The organism is Noviherbaspirillum sp. FW303-A3 (genome assembly GCF_058788695.1).
Genome location: NZ_JBYTAZ010000001.1, coordinates 4,109,936 through 4,126,388 on the forward strand (window position 1 = coordinate 4,109,936; position 16,453 = coordinate 4,126,388).

Consider the following 16,453-nt stretch of genomic DNA (forward strand, 5'->3'; position numbering starts at 1 on the left):
CAGCACGGTACCATCATTTCCGGCGACTACAGGATCGACGCCTTGCTCGAATCGGCGTCCTTGCGGTGGAATGCCGGCACTGCGCTCGAAACTCCCGTCACGGTGACCTACAGCTTCATGACCGTCAAGCCTTCGTACGGCGGTACTGACATGGAAGGAAACAGCGGATTCACGTTGTTCAGCGCGGCGCAGAAGCAAGCTGTGCACGGCATATTCGCGCAACTTGCCGCAGAACTCGACATCAGTTTTGTGGAAGTGGCCGACACGCACGAGGTGTACGGCCAGATCCGCTTCGGCAACAACACGCAGACGGATTCGTCGGGCTACGCCTTCCTGCCCAATTCGGATGCCAGTGACTTGTCCGGCGATGTGTGGATCAATCTTGACTACGCGGACCAACAGGCACCGGGGAGCTTCAACTACGCCACCCTCGTGCATGAAATCGGGCATGCACTCGGGCTCAAGCATCCCGGCAATTACAACGGGTCCGAATTCGGCCCGCCGGACCCGGCCGGGAACTACCTCGGCACGGGCGAGGATAACCTCAACTATTCCATCATGTCGTATCAGGACGCGCCCGGCTCGGATGGCCAGCAGCGCACCTGGTTCGGAATGTATGACATGCTCGCCTTGCAGTACCTGTACGGCGCAAGCAACGACATCAATATCTCGGATACGTCGTACGCCTATACCAATGACACGGGCAAGGGGCAACTCCTGATCCAGGATAGCGGCGGAATCGATACCATCGACGTGAGCGCAGTGACGGTCGGCGCAACGATCGACCTGCGTGAAGGGGCTTTCAGTTCTCTCGGACGCTCGGATAGCGGGCGTCTGGCCGTAAACAATCTGTCCATCATGTACGGCAGCCTGATAGAAAACGTGATCGGCACGAATGCAGACGACAGGATTACCGGCAACGCTTCGAGCAACAGGATCATCGGCGGAAATGGTGTTGACATTATCGATGGCGGAGCAGGAACGGATACGCTCGTCATCGCTGCGAGTCGAAGCAGCTTCGCAATATCGAAGGAATCGAATTCGGTTTCCGTTGTCGACAAGACCGGGGGGCATGGAAGCGATACTGTGACCAACGTTGAGCGCATCCTGTTTAATGATTCCGCCGTCGCATTCGATTCTGATGGAATCGCCGGTCAGGCTTACCGCCTTTATCAGGCCGCGTTCAATCGCCAGCCCGACGTTCCGGGACTGGGGTTCTGGATCAGTCATATGGACAAGGGCATGAGTCTCGTGGAAGTCTCTTCCCGTTTTCAGGGTTCGGACGAGTTCCAGAGCCTGTACGGCATTCATGTGTCGAGTGCACAGCTGGTTGCGCTTCTGTACCAGAACGTCCTTCACCGGACGCCGGCAACAATCGAGTCGGACTTCTGGATCGATATTCTCGAGACCGGTCAGCAATCACGCGCGGTGATCCTGACGAGCTTCAGCGAAAGCCCGGAAAACCAGGCACAGGTACTCGGCTCTATCCAGAACGGCATGGAGTATGCGTTCTTCAGCTAGCCGACCTTCCACATGAACAAAACAGGCACTGTCTACGCGGACGTCCTCGAGGGGACCTACGGCGACGATTATCTCGTCGGGCTCTCCGGAAACGATTTCCTCTCCGGCCTCACGGGCAACGACATACTTGATGGCGGCAGCGCCAATGACGCGTTATACGGTGGGGCCGGTGATGATTCTCTGTATGGCGGCGACGGGAACGATACGCTCCATGGAGGAGGTGGGAACGATTACCTGTCCGGCGGAGCAGGGAACGACCACTACGTCATCACTGACCTGCATGCCCAGGTCCATGACATCAGTGGAATCGATTCGGGACTGATCCATATCGATTTCTACAAGACCAATAGCGCTGTCGAGAACTGGAGCTGGGCGACGGGCGTGCAAAAACTGCCTTACTGGATCGACGCGCTTCTTCCTGACGAAGCGCCTGGGTTCCTGCCACTGCTTGGCTCAAGCAAGACCTTCTACTACAGTTTTCCATCCGTGGCCCCGTCGCATTTTTCGCAGGTCGACCGTAGCGGGTTTTCAGCGTTCAATGTACAGCAGAAGGCGTTTTCCAAGCAGGCGCTGAGTTACATCTCCAGCATTATCGACGTTCAGTTCATCGAAACGACGGACTCGGCGGGGCTGAATACAATTGTTTTCGCCAATAACGCCCAATCAACCTCGGCAGCCTACGCCTACTATCCGTATGCGTCGGCAATTGGCAACGATATTCTTCTTGACAATACTTCGAGCCTCAACCTCGCACCCGCGAACGGAAACTACGCGGCGTTGACGCTCATTCACGAACTAGGTCATGCGCTCGGACTTAAGCACACCTTCAGCCATGGAGACGCTACCGGGCAAACGGAGGACGGGCCTTACCTTTCAACCGCCGAGGATAGTACGCAGTGGTCCGTCATGAGCTATACGGATCGCGCCGAAGACTACCGTCTTCGCTATTCGTCGTTCGACATCGCCGCACTGCAGTATCTGTACGGTCCAAGCAAAAGCGATCAGTCGGACAGCACATACATCCTCAGTACCACGGTACCCAATTTCATCTGGGATGGGGGCGGGAGCGACACGATTGACGGTTCGGCGATCGTTCACGCAATCAACCTCAGTCTTGAGCCAGGGGCGTGGGGCTACGTTGGCTTCAAGTCGAGCCTGATTACCACTGACGGGCAGATCACGATCAACATCGGCACGACGATCGAGCACGTGAATGCGGGGAGCGGTAATGACACGATAGTCGGCAATGGCGCTGCCAATCGGATCTCGACGAACGCCGGCAATGACACGATAACGGGTGGCGTCGGCAATGACATTATCGATGGCGGCGCCGGAATCGACACCGTAATATTTCACGGAGTCCGGAACCAATTCTCCGTGACGAAAACGAGCACTGGATATATCGCATTTGATCACTCGGGAGCAGAGGGAACGGATGTCTTTACCGCCGTGGAACTGGCGACGTTCTCGGGCGTGACGCTGACGCTGATCGATTCACCCGGGGTTGGCCGGACATATACGGGGACGGATCAAGGCGACACGCTCGTCGGCGGTATCGGGGACGACATTATTGACGGCGCCGGCGGAAACGACTTGCTTACCCCGGGCGGTGGGAATGACATCATCGATGGTGGTGCCGGTACGGACAGCGTGTTCATTGCAGGAACGAAAAGCGCATTCACGATAACCAGGACGGGTACGCGCATCACCTTGGATCACGCCGCCGGTACGGAAGGCCATGACACGGTAGAGAATGTCGAACGCATCATCTTCCGGGATACAGCCCTCGCCTACGACGTCGATGGCATCGCCGGCCAAGCATACCGTCTGTATCAGGCGGCATTCAGCCGGCAGCCCGATGTTCCGGGACTGGGCTTCTGGATAAGCTACATGGACAAGGGCATGAGCCTCCATGAAGTTTCTTCGCGGTTCCAGGGTTCCGCCGAATTCACAAACCTTTATGGAAGCAGTGTATCGAACACCCAGCTGGTCACACTCCTCTACCAGAACGTACTGCACCGGACACCCAGTTCCACGGAAACCGGCTTCTGGGTGGATATTCTGAATGCCGGCCAGCAATCTCGCGCAGTTGTCCTGACCAGTTTCAGCGAAAGTCCGGAAAACCAGGTACAAGTGATTGGTTCCATTCAAAACGGGATGGAATACATCTACTTCGTCTGAAAAGAATAACGGGGTGCGCACGGCGAGTGCACACCCCGTTTCCTTGTACCGTTCCTACTTGGGTAACGCCAACGCCGCGGGTTTCACCTTCGCCTCCAGCGTCTTCCCCTTGCGCGCGCGCTTGCCGATATGCGGTGCCAGCGCCGCCGCCGACAGGGAAACTTCCTGCGCCTTACCACCGCGCCCTGTGCCTGACACGACCACGCCCCTCTGGCTGATGGGTTGTGCGGCAACAAGCTTCTCGTTCTTCTCCAAGTCCATCAGGATCACACCGCGCCCGCCGCCGGAAAGCGTCTTCAGTTCATCAAGGCCGAAGACCAGCAAGCGGCCTTTTTCCGACAGACAGGCCACAGCGCTGGCGTCGGCGACGACCATGCGCGGTGCCAGCGGCTCGTCGCCTTCATCGAGCGTGACGAATGCCTTGCCCGCTTTGATGCGGCTGACCATGTCGCCTGCTTTCGCAGTGAACCCATAGCCTGCCGTCGACGCTAGCATCAGCATCATATCCGCCGGACCGGCGAAGTAATGCAGGATGCGCGTGCCGCCCGCGACCTCGATCAGCGTCGTGACCGGAACGCCATCGCCGCGTGCGCCGGGCAGGGCGGAAACCGAAACTGAATAAATCCGGCCGTTCGAGCCGAAGGCAAGCAGCGTGTCGACCGTGCGGCATTCAAAGGTGCCGTACAGGCTGTCGCCGGCCTTGAAGGTGAATTGCGCAGCGTCGTGGCCGTGGCCGGTGCGGGCGCGCACCCAGCCCTTTTGCGAAATGACGACGGTCACCGGTTCGTCCAGCACCTTCTGCTCGACGCTGGCGCGCTCCGCTTCCTCGATCAGCGTGCGGCGTGCATCGCCGAACTGTTTCGCATCGCCTTCGATTTCCTTGATGACCAGTCTCTTCATCGACGAAGGATTGTCGAGCAGGTCGTGCAGTGTTTCCTTTTCCTTGCGCAGGTCCGACAGTTCCTGCTGGATCTTGATCGCTTCCAGTCGAGCCAACTGGCGCAGGCGAATTTCCAGGATGTCTTCGGCCTGGCGATCGGAGAGATTGAATGCCTGGATCAGCGCCGGCTTCGGTTCGTCCGACTCGCGGATGATCTTGATGACCTTGTCGATATTCAGCAGGATCGCTTCGCGGCCTTCCAGGATATGGATGCGGTCGTCGACCTTTTGCAGGCGGAAGCGTGTGCGGCGCGTCACCGTGTCGAAGCGGAACTCGATCCACTCGTGCAGGATGTGCGACAGGCCCTTCTGGCGCGGACGGCCGTCGCGCCCGATCATCACCAGGTTGATCGAGTTTCCGGTTTCCAGCGACGTGTGCGCCAGCAGGATGTTCATGAACTCGGTCTGATCCTGGTTCTTCGACTTCGGTTCGAACACCAGACGCACGGGCGCGTCCTTGCCGGATTCGTCGCGCACCGTGTCGAGTACCGACAGGATCATCTGCTTCATCGCCAGCTGGTCGGGCAGCAGCGACTTCTTGCCGAGCTTGACCTTCGGGTTGGTGAGTTCCTCGATTTCCTCAAGGATCTTCTGCGCCGAGGTGCCCGGCGGCAGTTCGGTGACCACCGCCTGCCACTGACCACGCGCGAGGTCTTCGATCTTCCAGCGTGCGCGCACCTTCAGCGTGCCGCGGCCGTTCTCGTACATTTCCGCGATCGCCGTCGCCGGCGTGATGATCTGGCCGCCGCCGGGGAAGTCCGGGCCGGGAATCATTTCCATCAATTCAGCATGGGTGATCTTCGGGTTGCGGATCATCGCCACGGCGGCCTTCGCGACTTCCGTCAGGTTGTGTGCCGGAATTTCGGTGGCCAGGCCGACCGCAATGCCGGACGCGCCGTTAAGCAACACGAAGGGCAGGCGTCCCGGCAGCAGCTTCGGTTCCTGGGTCGAGCCGTCATAGTTCGGCTGGAAATCGACCGTGCCCATGTCGATCTCGTCGAGCAGCAGCTTCGAGATCGGGGTCAGGCGCGCTTCCGTGTAACGCATCGCCGCCGCGCCGTCGCCATCGCGCGAGCCGAAGTTGCCCTGGCCGTCGATCAGCGGGTAGCGCAGCGAGAAGTCCTGCGCCATGCGCACCAGCGCGTCGTACACCGACTGGTCGCCGTGCGGGTGCAGCTTGCCGAGCACGTCGCCGACGACAGCTGCGGATTTGCGCGGCTTGGCGGCGGAGTCGAGGCCGAGTTCGTGCATCGCGTACAGGATGCGGCGCTGGACCGGCTTCTGGCCGTCGCACACGTCCGGCAAAGCGCGGCCCTTGACGACCGAGATGGCGTAGTCGAGGTAGGCACGCTCGGCAAAGGTCGCGAGCGTGAGCGATTCGCCGTCACCCGACGGCGCTTCTTCAAACAGGGTGGCTTGTTCAGTCATTGTTTCTTTTGTCTATTCGTCGCGGCGGATCAGATATCGGCTTCTGCTTCGTTGCCGTGTTCTTCCAGCCAGGCGCGGCGGGCGGCAGCTTCGCCTTTGCCCATCAGCATGTTGAAGCGCGATTCGGAGGCGGCCAGGTCGAAGTCGCCGAGCGACACCGGCAACAGGCGGCGCGTGTCCGGATTCATCGTGGTTTCCCACAACTGTTCTGCGTTCATTTCGCCTAGGCCCTTGAAGCGGGAAATGCTCCAGCCGCCTTCCTTGACGCCATCCTTGCGCAGCTTGTCTTCGATCGCTTCCAGTTCGCCGTCGTCCAGCGCGTACAGTTTCTGCGCCTGCTTCTTGCCGCGTGCCGGGGCATCGACACGATATAGCGGCGGACGCGCGATGCAGATATTGCCGTGTGCGATCAGCTGCGGGAAATGCTTGAAGAACAGCGTCAGCAGCAGCACCTGGATGTGCGAGCCGTCGACGTCCGCGTCGGAGAGGATGCAGATCTTGCCGTAACGGAGACCGGAGAGGTCCGGCGTGTCGTTCGGGCCGTGCGGATCGACGCCGATCGCTACCGCAATGTCGTGGATTTCATTGTTGGCGAACAGGCGGTCGCGTTCGGTTTCCCAGGAGTTCAGCACCTTGCCGCGCAGCGGCAGGATGGCCTGGAATTCCTTGTCGCGTCCCATCTTGGCCGATCCGCCTGCGGAGTCGCCCTCGACGAGGAAGAGCTCGTTGCGCGAGATGTCGTCCGATTCGCAGTCGGTCAGCTTGCCCGGCAGCACGGCAACGCCGGAGGATTTCTTCTTCTCGACCTTCTGCGCCGAGCGCAGGCGGGATTGCGCCTGCTTGATCACCAGTTCGGCCAGCTTCTTGCCGTAGTCGACGTGGTGGTTGAGCCAGAGTTCGAGGGCAGGGCGGGTAAACGAGCCCACCAGTCGCACGGCGTCGCGCGAATTCAGGCGTTCCTTGATCTGGCCCTGGAATTGCGGATCGAGTACCTTGGCCGACAGCACGAAGGAGACGCGGGCGAACACGTCTTCCGGCAGCAGCTTGACGCCCTTGGGCAGCAGCGCGTGCATTTCGACGAAGCTCTTGACCGCATTGAACAAGCCTTCGCGCAGGCCGGCTTCATGCGTGCCGCCGGCGGGCGTCGGGATCAGGTTGACGTAGGACTCGCGCACGACATTGCCTTCCTCGGTCCACGCCACTACCCACGCCGCGCCTTCGCCTTCTGCAAAGCCTTCCGTATCGTTGCCCGCGTACTGTTCACCTTCGAACAGCGGGATCATCGGCTCGGCGCCGGAAGTCTGTGCCAGCGATTCGACCAGGTAGCCGCGCAGGCCCTGGTCGTATTTCCAGGTCTGGGTCTCGCCGGTCTTGCCATTGACCAGGGTGACCTTCACGCCCGGCAGCAGCACGGCCTTGGAGCGCAGCAGGCGCTGCAATTCGGCATTGGGGATGGCGGAGGAGTCGAAGTACTTGGCGTTCGGCCAGATGGTGACCCGCGTCCCGGACTTCTTGTCGTCCCTGCCTTGCGGGCGCGATTTCAGTTTTTCGATCACGTCGCCGTCGGCAAACACGATCTGGTGTACGCCGCCTTCGCGCCAGACAGTGATTTCGAGGCGCGTGGAAAGCGCATTCGTCACCGATACGCCGACGCCGTGCAGGCCGCCGGAGAAGGAATAGGCGCCGCCCGAGCCCTTGTCGAACTTGCCGCCGGCATGCAGGCGGGTGAAGACGATCTCGACCGTCGGCACCTTTTCTTCGGGATGGAGGCCGACCGGAATGCCGCGGCCGTCGTCCTCGACGCTGACGCTGCCGTCGGGGTTCAGGGTGACGATGACGTTCTTGCAAAAGCCGCCGAGCGCTTCGTCGGAGGCATTGTCAATCACTTCCTGGATGATGTGCAGCGGGTTTTCGGTGCGGGTATACATGCCCGGACGCTGCTTGACCGGTTCGAGTCCCTTCAGGACCCGGATTGACGATTCGCTGTAATCGGAAGATTTTCTGGTTGCCATTCAATGGGAAGCGGAGTTGCTATAGGGTATGCATTTACGCATAAGTCCCAGCATTCTAATGAAAATCGGCGCCTGCCGGGCATTGCTTTCAGCCCTTACCATTGCCGGAGGACGAAAACCGATAGCCGTGGCGTAAATGCCATCGCCGAAAATTTATCTAGTGAAACATGTAAAAATATTTATAAAATGAAACTCCATGATCAGCCAGACCTTTCCCTTTGCCGTTCGCCTCATCGGCTTTTCGCCCGAGGAGGACGCGTGCTTTGACGAGAACTTCTCGATCAGGCAGACCTGGGGCTACGGCTATTTCAGGCTGGTGGAAGACAACCTGCAGGATCCCGACCTTTACATCGCCAACGCCACGCAGCTCAAGGCGCTGGTGACGCTTGCGGACCTCCGGCCCAGCGACGTACGTCCAGCCATGCTGGTCGGCACGCCGGACGTTGCCCTGCCGTATCCCGTCGTCGACAATCCGATCCGCTGGGACCAGCTGTTCGAGACGCTGGATGAACTGGTGGAGAAGCGTGCGGATGCGCTGTCACGGCTGGAAGCGTCCGATATCGTCACGGTACCGGAACGGCGCCGCCGCGATCGCATCGATCTCGACTTCACCGATCCCGCCGAGTACGAAAAAATGCGCGCCAAGGTGCCGGACAACGGCGTCGTCCTCGTCGTGGACAAGGCGCCGGCCCTGCGGGATTACCTCTCCGACCTGCTGGTTCGTCAGAAAGTGCCCGTCCTGTGGGTCAACGATGAAGTCGCGGCGGTTGAAGTTTGCAAGCGCGAGCCGGTAGCCTTCGTGATGGTCAATACGTCAACACCCGGCGTGGACCCTTACCGCCTGTGCTGGGCGATCAAGGAAAAGGACTCGCCGGTCCGCGTCGCTGTCGTGTTCCTGGTCAGCAAGCCCTTCGTGTACGACCTGCAGCAGGCGCGTTATGTCGGCGCGGATGGTTTCCTCAACAAGCCGCTGGCCAGCCACCATCTCGTGACCGTGCTGAAGAAATTCCTGCCGTTCGCCTGACAAGCGGATTACTTGCTCAACAGGCGCATTCCCCGTTCCAGTCCTTCGATCGTCACCGGGAACATCCGGTTGTTCATGATCTGACGAATCACTGAAATCGATTGCCGGTACTGCCACAAGCCTTCCGGCTCCGGATTGAGCCAGATGAACTTCGGGAAGGTGCTGGTGAAGCGTTGCAGCCACTCCGCGCCGGCTTCTTCGTTGTTGTACTCCACCGAACCGCCAGGTTGCAGGATTTCGTACGGGCTCATCGTCGCATCGCCGACGAAGATCAGCTTGGTGTCGGGCGTGTACTTGCGCAGCACATCCCAGGTATGGAACTTCTCCGCGTGGCGCCGGCGATTGTTTTTCCACAGGTAGTCGTACACGCAGTTGTGGAAGTAGAAGAACTCCATGTTCTTGAACTCGGTCTTTGCCGCCGAGAACAATTCCTCGGTGCGCGCGATGTGGTCATCCATCGTGCCGCCCACGTCGAGCAGCATCAGCAACTTGATGTTGTTCTTGCGCTCAGGCTGCATCCTGATATCGAGGTAGCCGGCGTTGTTGGCGGTGGCGCGGATCGTGTCGTCCAGTGCCAGTTCTTCTTCCGCGCCTTCGCGCGCGAACTTGCGCAGGCGGCGAAGCGCAACCTTGATATTGCGGGTGCCGAGTTCGCGCTCGTCGTCGTAATCGCGGTAGCTGCGTGCTTCCCACACCTTGACGGCGGAGCGGTTGCCGCCTTCGCCGCCGATGCGGATGCCTTCCGGATTCGTCCCGCCGTTGCCGAAGGGCGAGGTACCGCCGGTGCCGATCCAGCGATTGCCGCCTTCGTGGCGTTCCTTCTGCTCCTTGAGCAGCTCCTTCAGGCGATCCATCAGCTTGTCGTAGCCGAACTTCTCGATCGCTGCCTTCTGCTCCGGCGTCAGTTCGCGCTCCATGCGCTTCTGCAGCCATTCGAGCGGGATCTCCGGATGCTTTTCGAAGATGGCGTCGATGCCGCGGAAATACAGGCCGAAAGCCTTGTCGAACTTGTCGTAATGCGCCTCGTCCTTCACCAGCGTCGTACGCGACAGGTAGTAGAAATCATCCAGCGACGGGCTGATGACGCTCTTCTGCATGGCTTCCAGCAGGATCAGGAATTCCTTGATCGACACCGGAATCTTCGCGTCTTTCAGGGTGAAGAAAAAATCGATGAGCATGATGTCTCCTTAGCGCCCCAGCTTGAACTGCAGGTGACGCTTGATGGTCGGCCATTCCGATTCGATGATCGAAAACACGACCGTGTCGCGGAACGAGCCGTCCGGCATGCGCTGGTGGTTGCGCAGGATGCCGTCCTGCTTCGCGCCCAGCCGGGCGATGGCGGCGCGCGACTGCTGGTTCATCCAGTGCGTACGGAATTCCACGGCGATGCAGCGCAGTTCCTCGAAGGCGTGGGTCAGCAGCATCAGCTTGGCTTCCGTGTTGATCGCGGTGCGCTGGACGCTCTTCGCGTACCACGTCGAGCCGATTTCGACACGGCGGTGAACCGCGTCGATGTGCATGTAGGTCGTCATGCCGCACAGCGCATCGGTGTCGTTGCGGCGGATGGCGAAGGGCATCATGCTGCCCGCAGCCTGCAAACCCAGGCGCCGCTCGATTTCCGCCTTCATGCCCTCGGGCGCCGGAATCGAGGTGTACCAGAGCTTCCACAAGTCACCATCCCTGGCCGCCTCGGACAGTCCCTCGGCGTGAGAGGCGTGCAGGGGTTCCAGCGTGACGTGTTCACCCTTGAGCGTGAGCGGCGTGACGAAGGCCATGGCGTGCTAGCGATTGGTGCGCGACATGAATACCAGACGCTCGAACAGGTGTACGTCCTGCTCGTTCTTGAGCAGCGCGCCGTGCAGCGGCGGCACGACGGCCTTCGCATCCTTGCTGCGCAGGGCTTCCGCGGGAATGTCTTCCGCCAGCAGCAGCTTCAGCCAGTCGAGCAGTTCGGAGGTGGATGGCTTCTTCTTCAGGCCGGCGACCTCGCGCACTTCGTAGAAGGTCTGCAGCGCCTGCGCCAGCAAATCCTTCTTGAGCTGCGGGAAGTGGACATCGACGATCTGCTCCATCGTGTCCTTGTCCGGGAACTTGATGTAGTGGAAGAAGCAGCGGCGCAGGAAGGCGTCCGGCAGTTCCTTCTCGTTATTGGACGTGATGATCACCAGCGGCCGGTTCTTCGCCTTGACCAGCTCGCGCGTCTCGTAGACGTAGAACTCCATGCGGTCGAGTTCGCGCAGCAAGTCGTTCGGGAATTCGATGTCGGCCTTGTCGATCTCGTCGATCAGCAGCACGACCTGCTGGTCGGAGTTGAAGGCCTGCCACAGCACGCCCTTGACGATGTAGTTGTGGATGTCCTTCACCCGCTCGTCGCCGAGCTGCGAGTCGCGCAGGCGGGAGACGGCGTCGTATTCGTACAGGCCCTGCTGCGCCTTGGTGGTGGACTTGATGTGCCACTGCAGCAGCGGCATGCCGAGCGCGGCGGCGACTTCCTCGGCCAGCATGGTCTTGCCGGTACCCGGTTCGCCCTTGATCAGCAGCGGGCGTTGCAGCGTCAGCGCGGCGTTGACGGCAAGTTTCAGGTCGTTGGTCGCAACGTAATTCTGTGAACCTTCAAAGCGTGATTCTGGGCGCATGGTACCGTTCGTCAGAGAAAGGGGAAAAACCAAGTATAAGCGAGATGGAATTCCGGGGTTGGAGGGCCTCCTCCAGAGCGTTTTTGCCCCGTTTTCCGGTTCGTGGACTGCTTGTCAGTCTTCAGGTAGAATTAGACGGTTTTGGTGCGTCGGAGAAACACCTACAAGTGTCATGGTCAAATCCGCCGATGTTCCGAGAACTTATCCGTAAATGATTCGCTGCCGGACTGAATCCTTTCCGGATGTGTTTTGAAATTTCGTCTTAAATCTCCCGAGCTATCATGAAAAAACTAATTGCGTTTGTCGCGCTCGCGGGTGTCGCCGGTTTCGCTGCCGCAGCGGAAGGCAACGCCAAGGCAGCTGAAAACAAGGTGGCGATGTGCATCGGCTGCCATGGCATCCCCGGTTACAAGGCGACCTTCCCCGAGGTGTACCAGGTACCCAAGCTCGGCGGCCAGTCCGCCAAGTACATCGAGAATGCGCTGAATGCCTACAAGAAGGGCGAGCGCAAGAACCCCAGCATGCGCGGCATCGCTGCAGGCCTGTCCGACCAGGACATCGCCGACGTCGCAGCCTACTACGCACAGCAGAAATAAGAGGGGACACGCAATGAAGAAGATTCTCGCAGCCGCAGCCGTGCTGGTTTCGTTCAACGCCTTCGCGGCCGGCAACATCGAAGCGGGCAAGGCCGCCACCGAAAAGTACAACTGCTTCTCCTGCCACGGCAAGGACTACAACACCCCGATCGACCCGAGCTATCCGAAGCTGGCCGGCCAGCATGCGGATTACCTGGTCACCGCGATGACCGCCTACAAGCGCGGCGCCGACGGCGCCAACGGCCGCGGCAACGCCATCATGGGCGCACAGGTCAAGCCGCTGTCCAGCCAGGACATCAAGGATATCGCTGCCTACCTGCACAGCCTGCCAGGCACCCTGGTACTGCGCAAGTAATCGCGCCCGCGATACAACGAAGAAAGCCACGGATTCCGTGGCTTTTTTTTATTGCCCGGAGCAAGGCTGGACGATAAATGTCCGCGTGCATTTTCCCCATTGACATGGGGGCGGCGACGCGCGAAATCAAGGTGTTGAAAATTGTCCCGGTGTTCCTATTTTGGGGATGTGAGCCGATTTGACGGCCGCAGATAACCTGTCAGGAGGACCAAATGATGTACAGAGCCTTGTTTCCCCGTGATGTCTTTGCCGAACTCGATCGCCTGCAGCGCGAAATGCAGGAAGTCTTTGAAACCGGCCCCAGCATTCGGGGCGTGGGTCGTGGCGGTTTTCCCGCGGTGAATGTGGGGACGACCCCGCAATCGCTGGAGCTGTATGCGTTCGCGCCGGGCCTGGATCCGGCCACGATTGAAGTCAACCTGGAGCGCGGCGTGCTCACCATTGCCGGAGAGCGTGTGGCTGAGTTGCCGGGGCAGGATGACAAGGCTGCCCTGCATATCAACGAGCGTTTCGCGGGGCGCTTCCGTCGCGTCGTCAGCCTGCCCGAGGACGACGTGAACCCGAGCGGCGTAACGGCCGAATATCGCGACGGCGTGCTGCATGTTTCCGTCAAGCGCCGCCAGGCGCCGGCACCGCGTCGTATCGCCATTCAGTAACGAGGAGGAATGAACATGAGCGCAAACACCGCTGTGACCCAACGCACGAACGAGAATGCAAGGCCCGAGGCTGCCTTGTTGCCGCCGGTCGACGTGATTGAGGATGCTTCCGGCATCACCCTGCTGGCCGACCTGCCGGGCGTGCCGAAGGAAAACCTCAACTTGCATCTCGAGTCGGGCAGCCTGACGATTGAAGGCGAAGTGAGCCTCGGAACACCGGAAGGCATGGAATCCGGCCACGCGGAAGTGCGGTTGCCGCGCTATCGCCGCGTCTTCACGCTCTCGAAGGAACTGGACAGCGAGAAGACCACGGCCGAGTTCAAGAATGGCGTCCTGCGCCTGCGCATCCCGAAGGCTGAGCACGTTCAGCCGCGCAAGATCGAGGTAAAGGTTGCCTGATAAAGCGGTTGCCGGCGGCGGCAATGCCGCCGGAACTCAACGTCGACGGACGCACTCGACGTAGGCCGCCCCATCGGGCGGCAAGCCGCTGCGCTGGGAATTCCAGATCATTTCGCCGAGGCATTCCATCATCTGGTGATGCGCGTCGTGCTCGGAGCCAAGCCGTTGTGCCAGCGAGAGAAACGCGGCGCGGATGCCTGGCGGCTGGTCGATGGAAATCTGTTCCGCAATGGACAGGTGCATCGACAGGTGGAGAAAGGGATTGCTCTGGCCGCGTTCGACCGAGTAGTCGGCGGCCAGTGCTTCGTTGACGTCCTTCAGCGCATCCGCGTACTCCTCGTGCTGCACGATCCAGTCGCGCGCGATCGCTTCCAGCGGCGTAAGGATTTCATTGGCCCGCACCTTGCGGAAGGTCTCGCAGAAGAAGCGGCGCACGTCGTGCTGTGACGGATTGAACATCGGATCGGACGGAAAGACGGAGAAACGGCTATTTTACCGCCCGCAGGAACGGATTCGTTTAACATATGCACCGTTTCCCGGCGCCACAAGTGCCGGACGCACTTCCGCCACCCATCACGAATGGAATTCCATATGCTGAACGACACCGCACTCCAGACGCTTTTCACCGACGCGCGCACGCACAACGGCTGGCGCGACAAGCCCGTCACCGACGAGCAGCTGAAGCAGCTCTACGACCTGCTGAAATGGGGCCCGACATCGGCCAATTGCTCGCCCGCGCGCATCGTGTTTGTGAAGTCACCCGAAGCGAAAGAAAAACTGCTGGCCTGCATGAACCCGGGCAATATCGACAAGACGAAATCCGCGCCGGTCACGGCCATCATCGGCATGGACATGGCGTTCTACGAGAAGCTGCCGCAGCTCTTCCCGCATAACCCCGACGCGCGATCCTGGTTCGCCGGCAACCAGCCGAACATCGACGCGACCGCCATGCGCAACTCGTCGCTGCAGGGCGGTTATTTCATCATGGCTGCGCGTGCGCTTGGCCTGGACTGTGCGCCGATGTCGGGCTTCAACGCCGACAAGATGAACGAGACATTCTTCAAGGGGACGTCCGTGAAGGCGAATTTCGTGTGCAGCATCGGTTACGGCGATACCAGCAAGCTGCATCCGCGCGGGCCGCGCCTGTCGTTCGACGAAGCCTGCCGGATCGAATGAGAAACTAGACGCCCTTCTCAGGCAAGGGCGTCTTGTCCTTGTATTCGCACAGGTCGTTGATGATGCAGTTCCAGCACTGCGGCTTGCGTGCGATGCAGGTATAGCGGCCGTGCAGGATCAGCCAGTGATGCGCATCGTGGCGGAATTCCTGCGGCACCACTTTCAGCAGCTTCTGCTCGACAGCGTCCACATCCTTGCCCGGCGCAATGCCGGTGCGGTTGGAGACGCGGAAGATGTGCGTATCCACCGCAATCGTCGGTTCCCCAAAGGCAGTGTTCAGGACCACATTGGCAGTCTTGCGGCCGACACCCGGCAACGCCTGCAATGCCTCCCGTGAGCGCGGTACCTCGCCGCCATGCTGTTCCAGCAGGATGCGGCAGGTTTCGATCACGTTCTTCGCCTTGGTGCGATACAGGCCGATGGTGCGGATGTATTCTTCCAACCCCTCGGTGCCGAGCGCGTGCATCTTCGCCGGCGTATTCGCGACCGTGTACAGCCGGCGCGTCGCCTTGTTGACCGATACGTCGGTCGCCTGCGCGGACAGGATGACGGCGATCAGCAGCTCGAAGGGCGTCGTGTATTCGAGTTCGGTCGTCGGATGGGGATTGGCCTGGCGGAAGCGGCGGAAGATCTGGAGGCGTTTTTCAGCGTTCATTGCAGGTCTTTTTGCTGTTCGAGCTTCTGGTTGATTTCCTCGATCTGCTTTTTCACGGAACGCGACACGTCTTCAAGTCCGGTCGTTGCAGCAGCCTGTGCCGCCATCTGCTCCTTCTTCTGGCGCGCGCGCTCCATGGCGGCCTGGATGATGGCTTTCTTGCGTTCCGCAGCCGCTTTTTCCTCAGGCGATAGCGTGGCCTCGGCTTCGACCGCTTTCAGCTTGGCGGCAGCTTTTGCCGCGAGGCGGGCGTCGTTTTCTTCCTTCTCGCGGCGCAGCCGCGCCACGCGGAGCTGATGGCGCACGCGCGCGGCATCGGCCTGCTGCTGCGACCATGCATCCCAGCCGGTTTTGTCCGGCGTGACATCCACCATCGCAATGCAGTCGACCGGGCACGGCGCGACGCACAGGTCGCAGCCGGTGCACAGGTTGTTGAGGACAGTGTGCATCTGCTTGGCAGCGCCGATGATGGCGTCGACAGGGCAGGCCTGGATGCAGAGCGTGCAGCCGATGCAGAGCGATTCGTCGATGACCGCAAGCGGCCTTGGGCGCTCCACGCCATTGACCGGGTTGAGCGGGATGACCGGTTTGCCCAGCACTGCGGCCAGTCGCGCGATGCCTTCCGCGCCGCCGGGCGGACACTGGTTGTAGCCGGCCGTGCCGTCGGCGACAGCCTCCGCATACGGCCGGCAAGCCGGATAGCCGCACTTGGTGCATTGCGTCTGCGGCAGGAGGTCTTCGATGCGGTCGGCCAGGGTGGGGGCGGAAGTGGAGGACACAGCGGGGTTTGCAATAAAAAACAGAATTATCCGGGTAAATGGCGTCTTCTTCAAACAAAAAAGCCGTTCCCCCTTTGGAGGGAACGGCTTTCGCCT

The 16,453-nt window shown here is 60.4% G+C and carries 16 protein-coding genes; 8 read left to right on the plus strand and 8 right to left on the minus strand.

All coding sequences use genetic code 11. The annotated features are described in order from the left end of the window. Nucleotides 1-42 precede the first annotated feature (42 nt). Together AC3WOY_RS19775 and AC3WOY_RS19780 are read left to right on the plus strand one after the other, a co-directional pair. Nucleotides 43-1,521, plus strand: coding sequence for a DUF4214 domain-containing protein (locus AC3WOY_RS19775; RefSeq protein WP_492426833.1), 1,479 nt, complete (start codon nucleotides 43-45; stop codon nucleotides 1,519-1,521). 12 nt (nucleotides 1,522-1,533) lie between these two features. Beyond that, nucleotides 1,534-3,702, plus strand: coding sequence for a DUF4214 domain-containing protein (locus AC3WOY_RS19780; protein WP_492426835.1), 2,169 nt, complete (start codon nucleotides 1,534-1,536; stop codon nucleotides 3,700-3,702). 54 nt (nucleotides 3,703-3,756) lie between these two features. Here AC3WOY_RS19780 and parC read toward each other — a convergent pair whose 3' ends face one another. Both parC and AC3WOY_RS19790 read right to left on the minus strand, forming a co-directional pair. Beyond that, on the minus strand, nucleotides 3,757-6,069 hold the full coding sequence (gene parC / locus AC3WOY_RS19785; protein WP_492426837.1) for a DNA topoisomerase IV subunit A: 2,313 nt from the start codon (nucleotides 6,067-6,069) through the stop codon (nucleotides 3,757-3,759). Nucleotides 6,070-6,098: 29 nt separating this feature from the next. After that, nucleotides 6,099-8,081, minus strand: coding sequence for a DNA topoisomerase IV subunit B (locus AC3WOY_RS19790; RefSeq protein WP_492426839.1), 1,983 nt, complete (start codon nucleotides 8,079-8,081; stop codon nucleotides 6,099-6,101). A 196-nt stretch (nucleotides 8,082-8,277) separates the two neighbouring features. Between AC3WOY_RS19790 and AC3WOY_RS19795 the strand changes: the two genes are divergently transcribed. After that, nucleotides 8,278-9,105 (plus strand): response regulator, encoded by an 828-nt coding sequence (locus tag AC3WOY_RS19795; protein WP_492426841.1) that lies wholly within the window; start codon nucleotides 8,278-8,280, stop codon nucleotides 9,103-9,105. 8 nt (nucleotides 9,106-9,113) lie between these two features. Here the strand turns inward: AC3WOY_RS19795 and AC3WOY_RS19800 are convergent, their stop codons facing one another. From AC3WOY_RS19800 to AC3WOY_RS19810, 3 genes are read right to left on the minus strand one after another with little or no spacing between them, the layout of a single operon-like run. Continuing rightward, nucleotides 9,114-10,283, minus strand: a complete 1,170-nt coding sequence (locus tag AC3WOY_RS19800) for a vWA domain-containing protein (protein ID WP_492426843.1) — start codon at nucleotides 10,281-10,283, stop codon at nucleotides 9,114-9,116. A gap of 9 nt (nucleotides 10,284-10,292) precedes the next feature. Then, nucleotides 10,293-10,880, minus strand: a complete 588-nt coding sequence (locus AC3WOY_RS19805) for a GNAT family N-acetyltransferase (RefSeq protein WP_492426845.1) — start codon at nucleotides 10,878-10,880, stop codon at nucleotides 10,293-10,295. A 6-nt stretch (nucleotides 10,881-10,886) separates the two neighbouring features. Further along, nucleotides 10,887-11,741: an AAA family ATPase gene (locus AC3WOY_RS19810; RefSeq protein WP_492426847.1), complete on the minus strand. Its 855-nt coding sequence runs from the start codon at nucleotides 11,739-11,741 to the stop codon at nucleotides 10,887-10,889. 281 nt (nucleotides 11,742-12,022) lie between these two features. On the opposite strand from AC3WOY_RS19810, the gene AC3WOY_RS19815 reads away from it, so the two are divergent. The 4 genes from AC3WOY_RS19815 to AC3WOY_RS19830 all read left to right on the plus strand — a co-directional run bounded on the left by AC3WOY_RS19815 (nucleotide 12,023) and on the right by AC3WOY_RS19830 (nucleotide 13,747). Beyond that, nucleotides 12,023-12,337: a c-type cytochrome gene (locus AC3WOY_RS19815; RefSeq protein WP_492426849.1), complete on the plus strand. Its 315-nt coding sequence runs from the start codon at nucleotides 12,023-12,025 to the stop codon at nucleotides 12,335-12,337. Nucleotides 12,338-12,350: 13 nt separating this feature from the next. Next, nucleotides 12,351-12,692, plus strand: a complete 342-nt coding sequence (locus tag AC3WOY_RS19820) for a c-type cytochrome (protein WP_492426851.1) — start codon at nucleotides 12,351-12,353, stop codon at nucleotides 12,690-12,692. Nucleotides 12,693-12,907: 215 nt separating this feature from the next. Then, a complete protein-coding gene (locus AC3WOY_RS19825) occupies nucleotides 12,908-13,348 on the plus strand; it encodes an Hsp20/alpha crystallin family protein (protein WP_492429371.1) in 441 nt (146 codons plus the stop codon). A 15-nt stretch (nucleotides 13,349-13,363) separates the two neighbouring features. After that, entirely contained in the window at nucleotides 13,364-13,747 is a 384-nt protein-coding gene (locus AC3WOY_RS19830; protein WP_492426853.1) for an Hsp20/alpha crystallin family protein, read from the plus strand. Between the two features lie 36 nt (nucleotides 13,748-13,783). Here AC3WOY_RS19830 and AC3WOY_RS19835 read toward each other — a convergent pair whose 3' ends face one another. Next, complete coding sequence (locus tag AC3WOY_RS19835; RefSeq protein WP_492426855.1) at nucleotides 13,784-14,206, minus strand: DUF1841 family protein; 423 nt, start codon at nucleotides 14,204-14,206, stop codon at nucleotides 13,784-13,786. A gap of 132 nt (nucleotides 14,207-14,338) precedes the next feature. Here AC3WOY_RS19835 and AC3WOY_RS19840 point away from each other — a divergent pair, with 132 nt between their 5' ends. Then, nucleotides 14,339-14,923: a malonic semialdehyde reductase gene (locus AC3WOY_RS19840; protein WP_492426857.1), complete on the plus strand. Its 585-nt coding sequence runs from the start codon at nucleotides 14,339-14,341 to the stop codon at nucleotides 14,921-14,923. 4 nt (nucleotides 14,924-14,927) lie between these two features. Here the strand turns inward: AC3WOY_RS19840 and nth are convergent, their stop codons facing one another. Both nth and rsxB read right to left on the minus strand, forming a co-directional pair. Further along, nucleotides 14,928-15,578 carry an endonuclease III gene (nth, locus tag AC3WOY_RS19845; protein ID WP_492426859.1) on the minus strand — a complete coding sequence of 217 codons (651 nt, stop codon included), beginning with the start codon at nucleotides 15,576-15,578 and terminating at the stop codon, nucleotides 14,928-14,930. Next, entirely contained in the window at nucleotides 15,575-16,357 is a 783-nt protein-coding gene (gene rsxB / locus AC3WOY_RS19850) for an electron transport complex subunit RsxB (protein ID WP_492426861.1), read from the minus strand. The genes nth and rsxB overlap by 4 nt, the downstream gene beginning before the upstream one ends. Nucleotides 16,358-16,453: the final 96 nt, after the last annotated feature.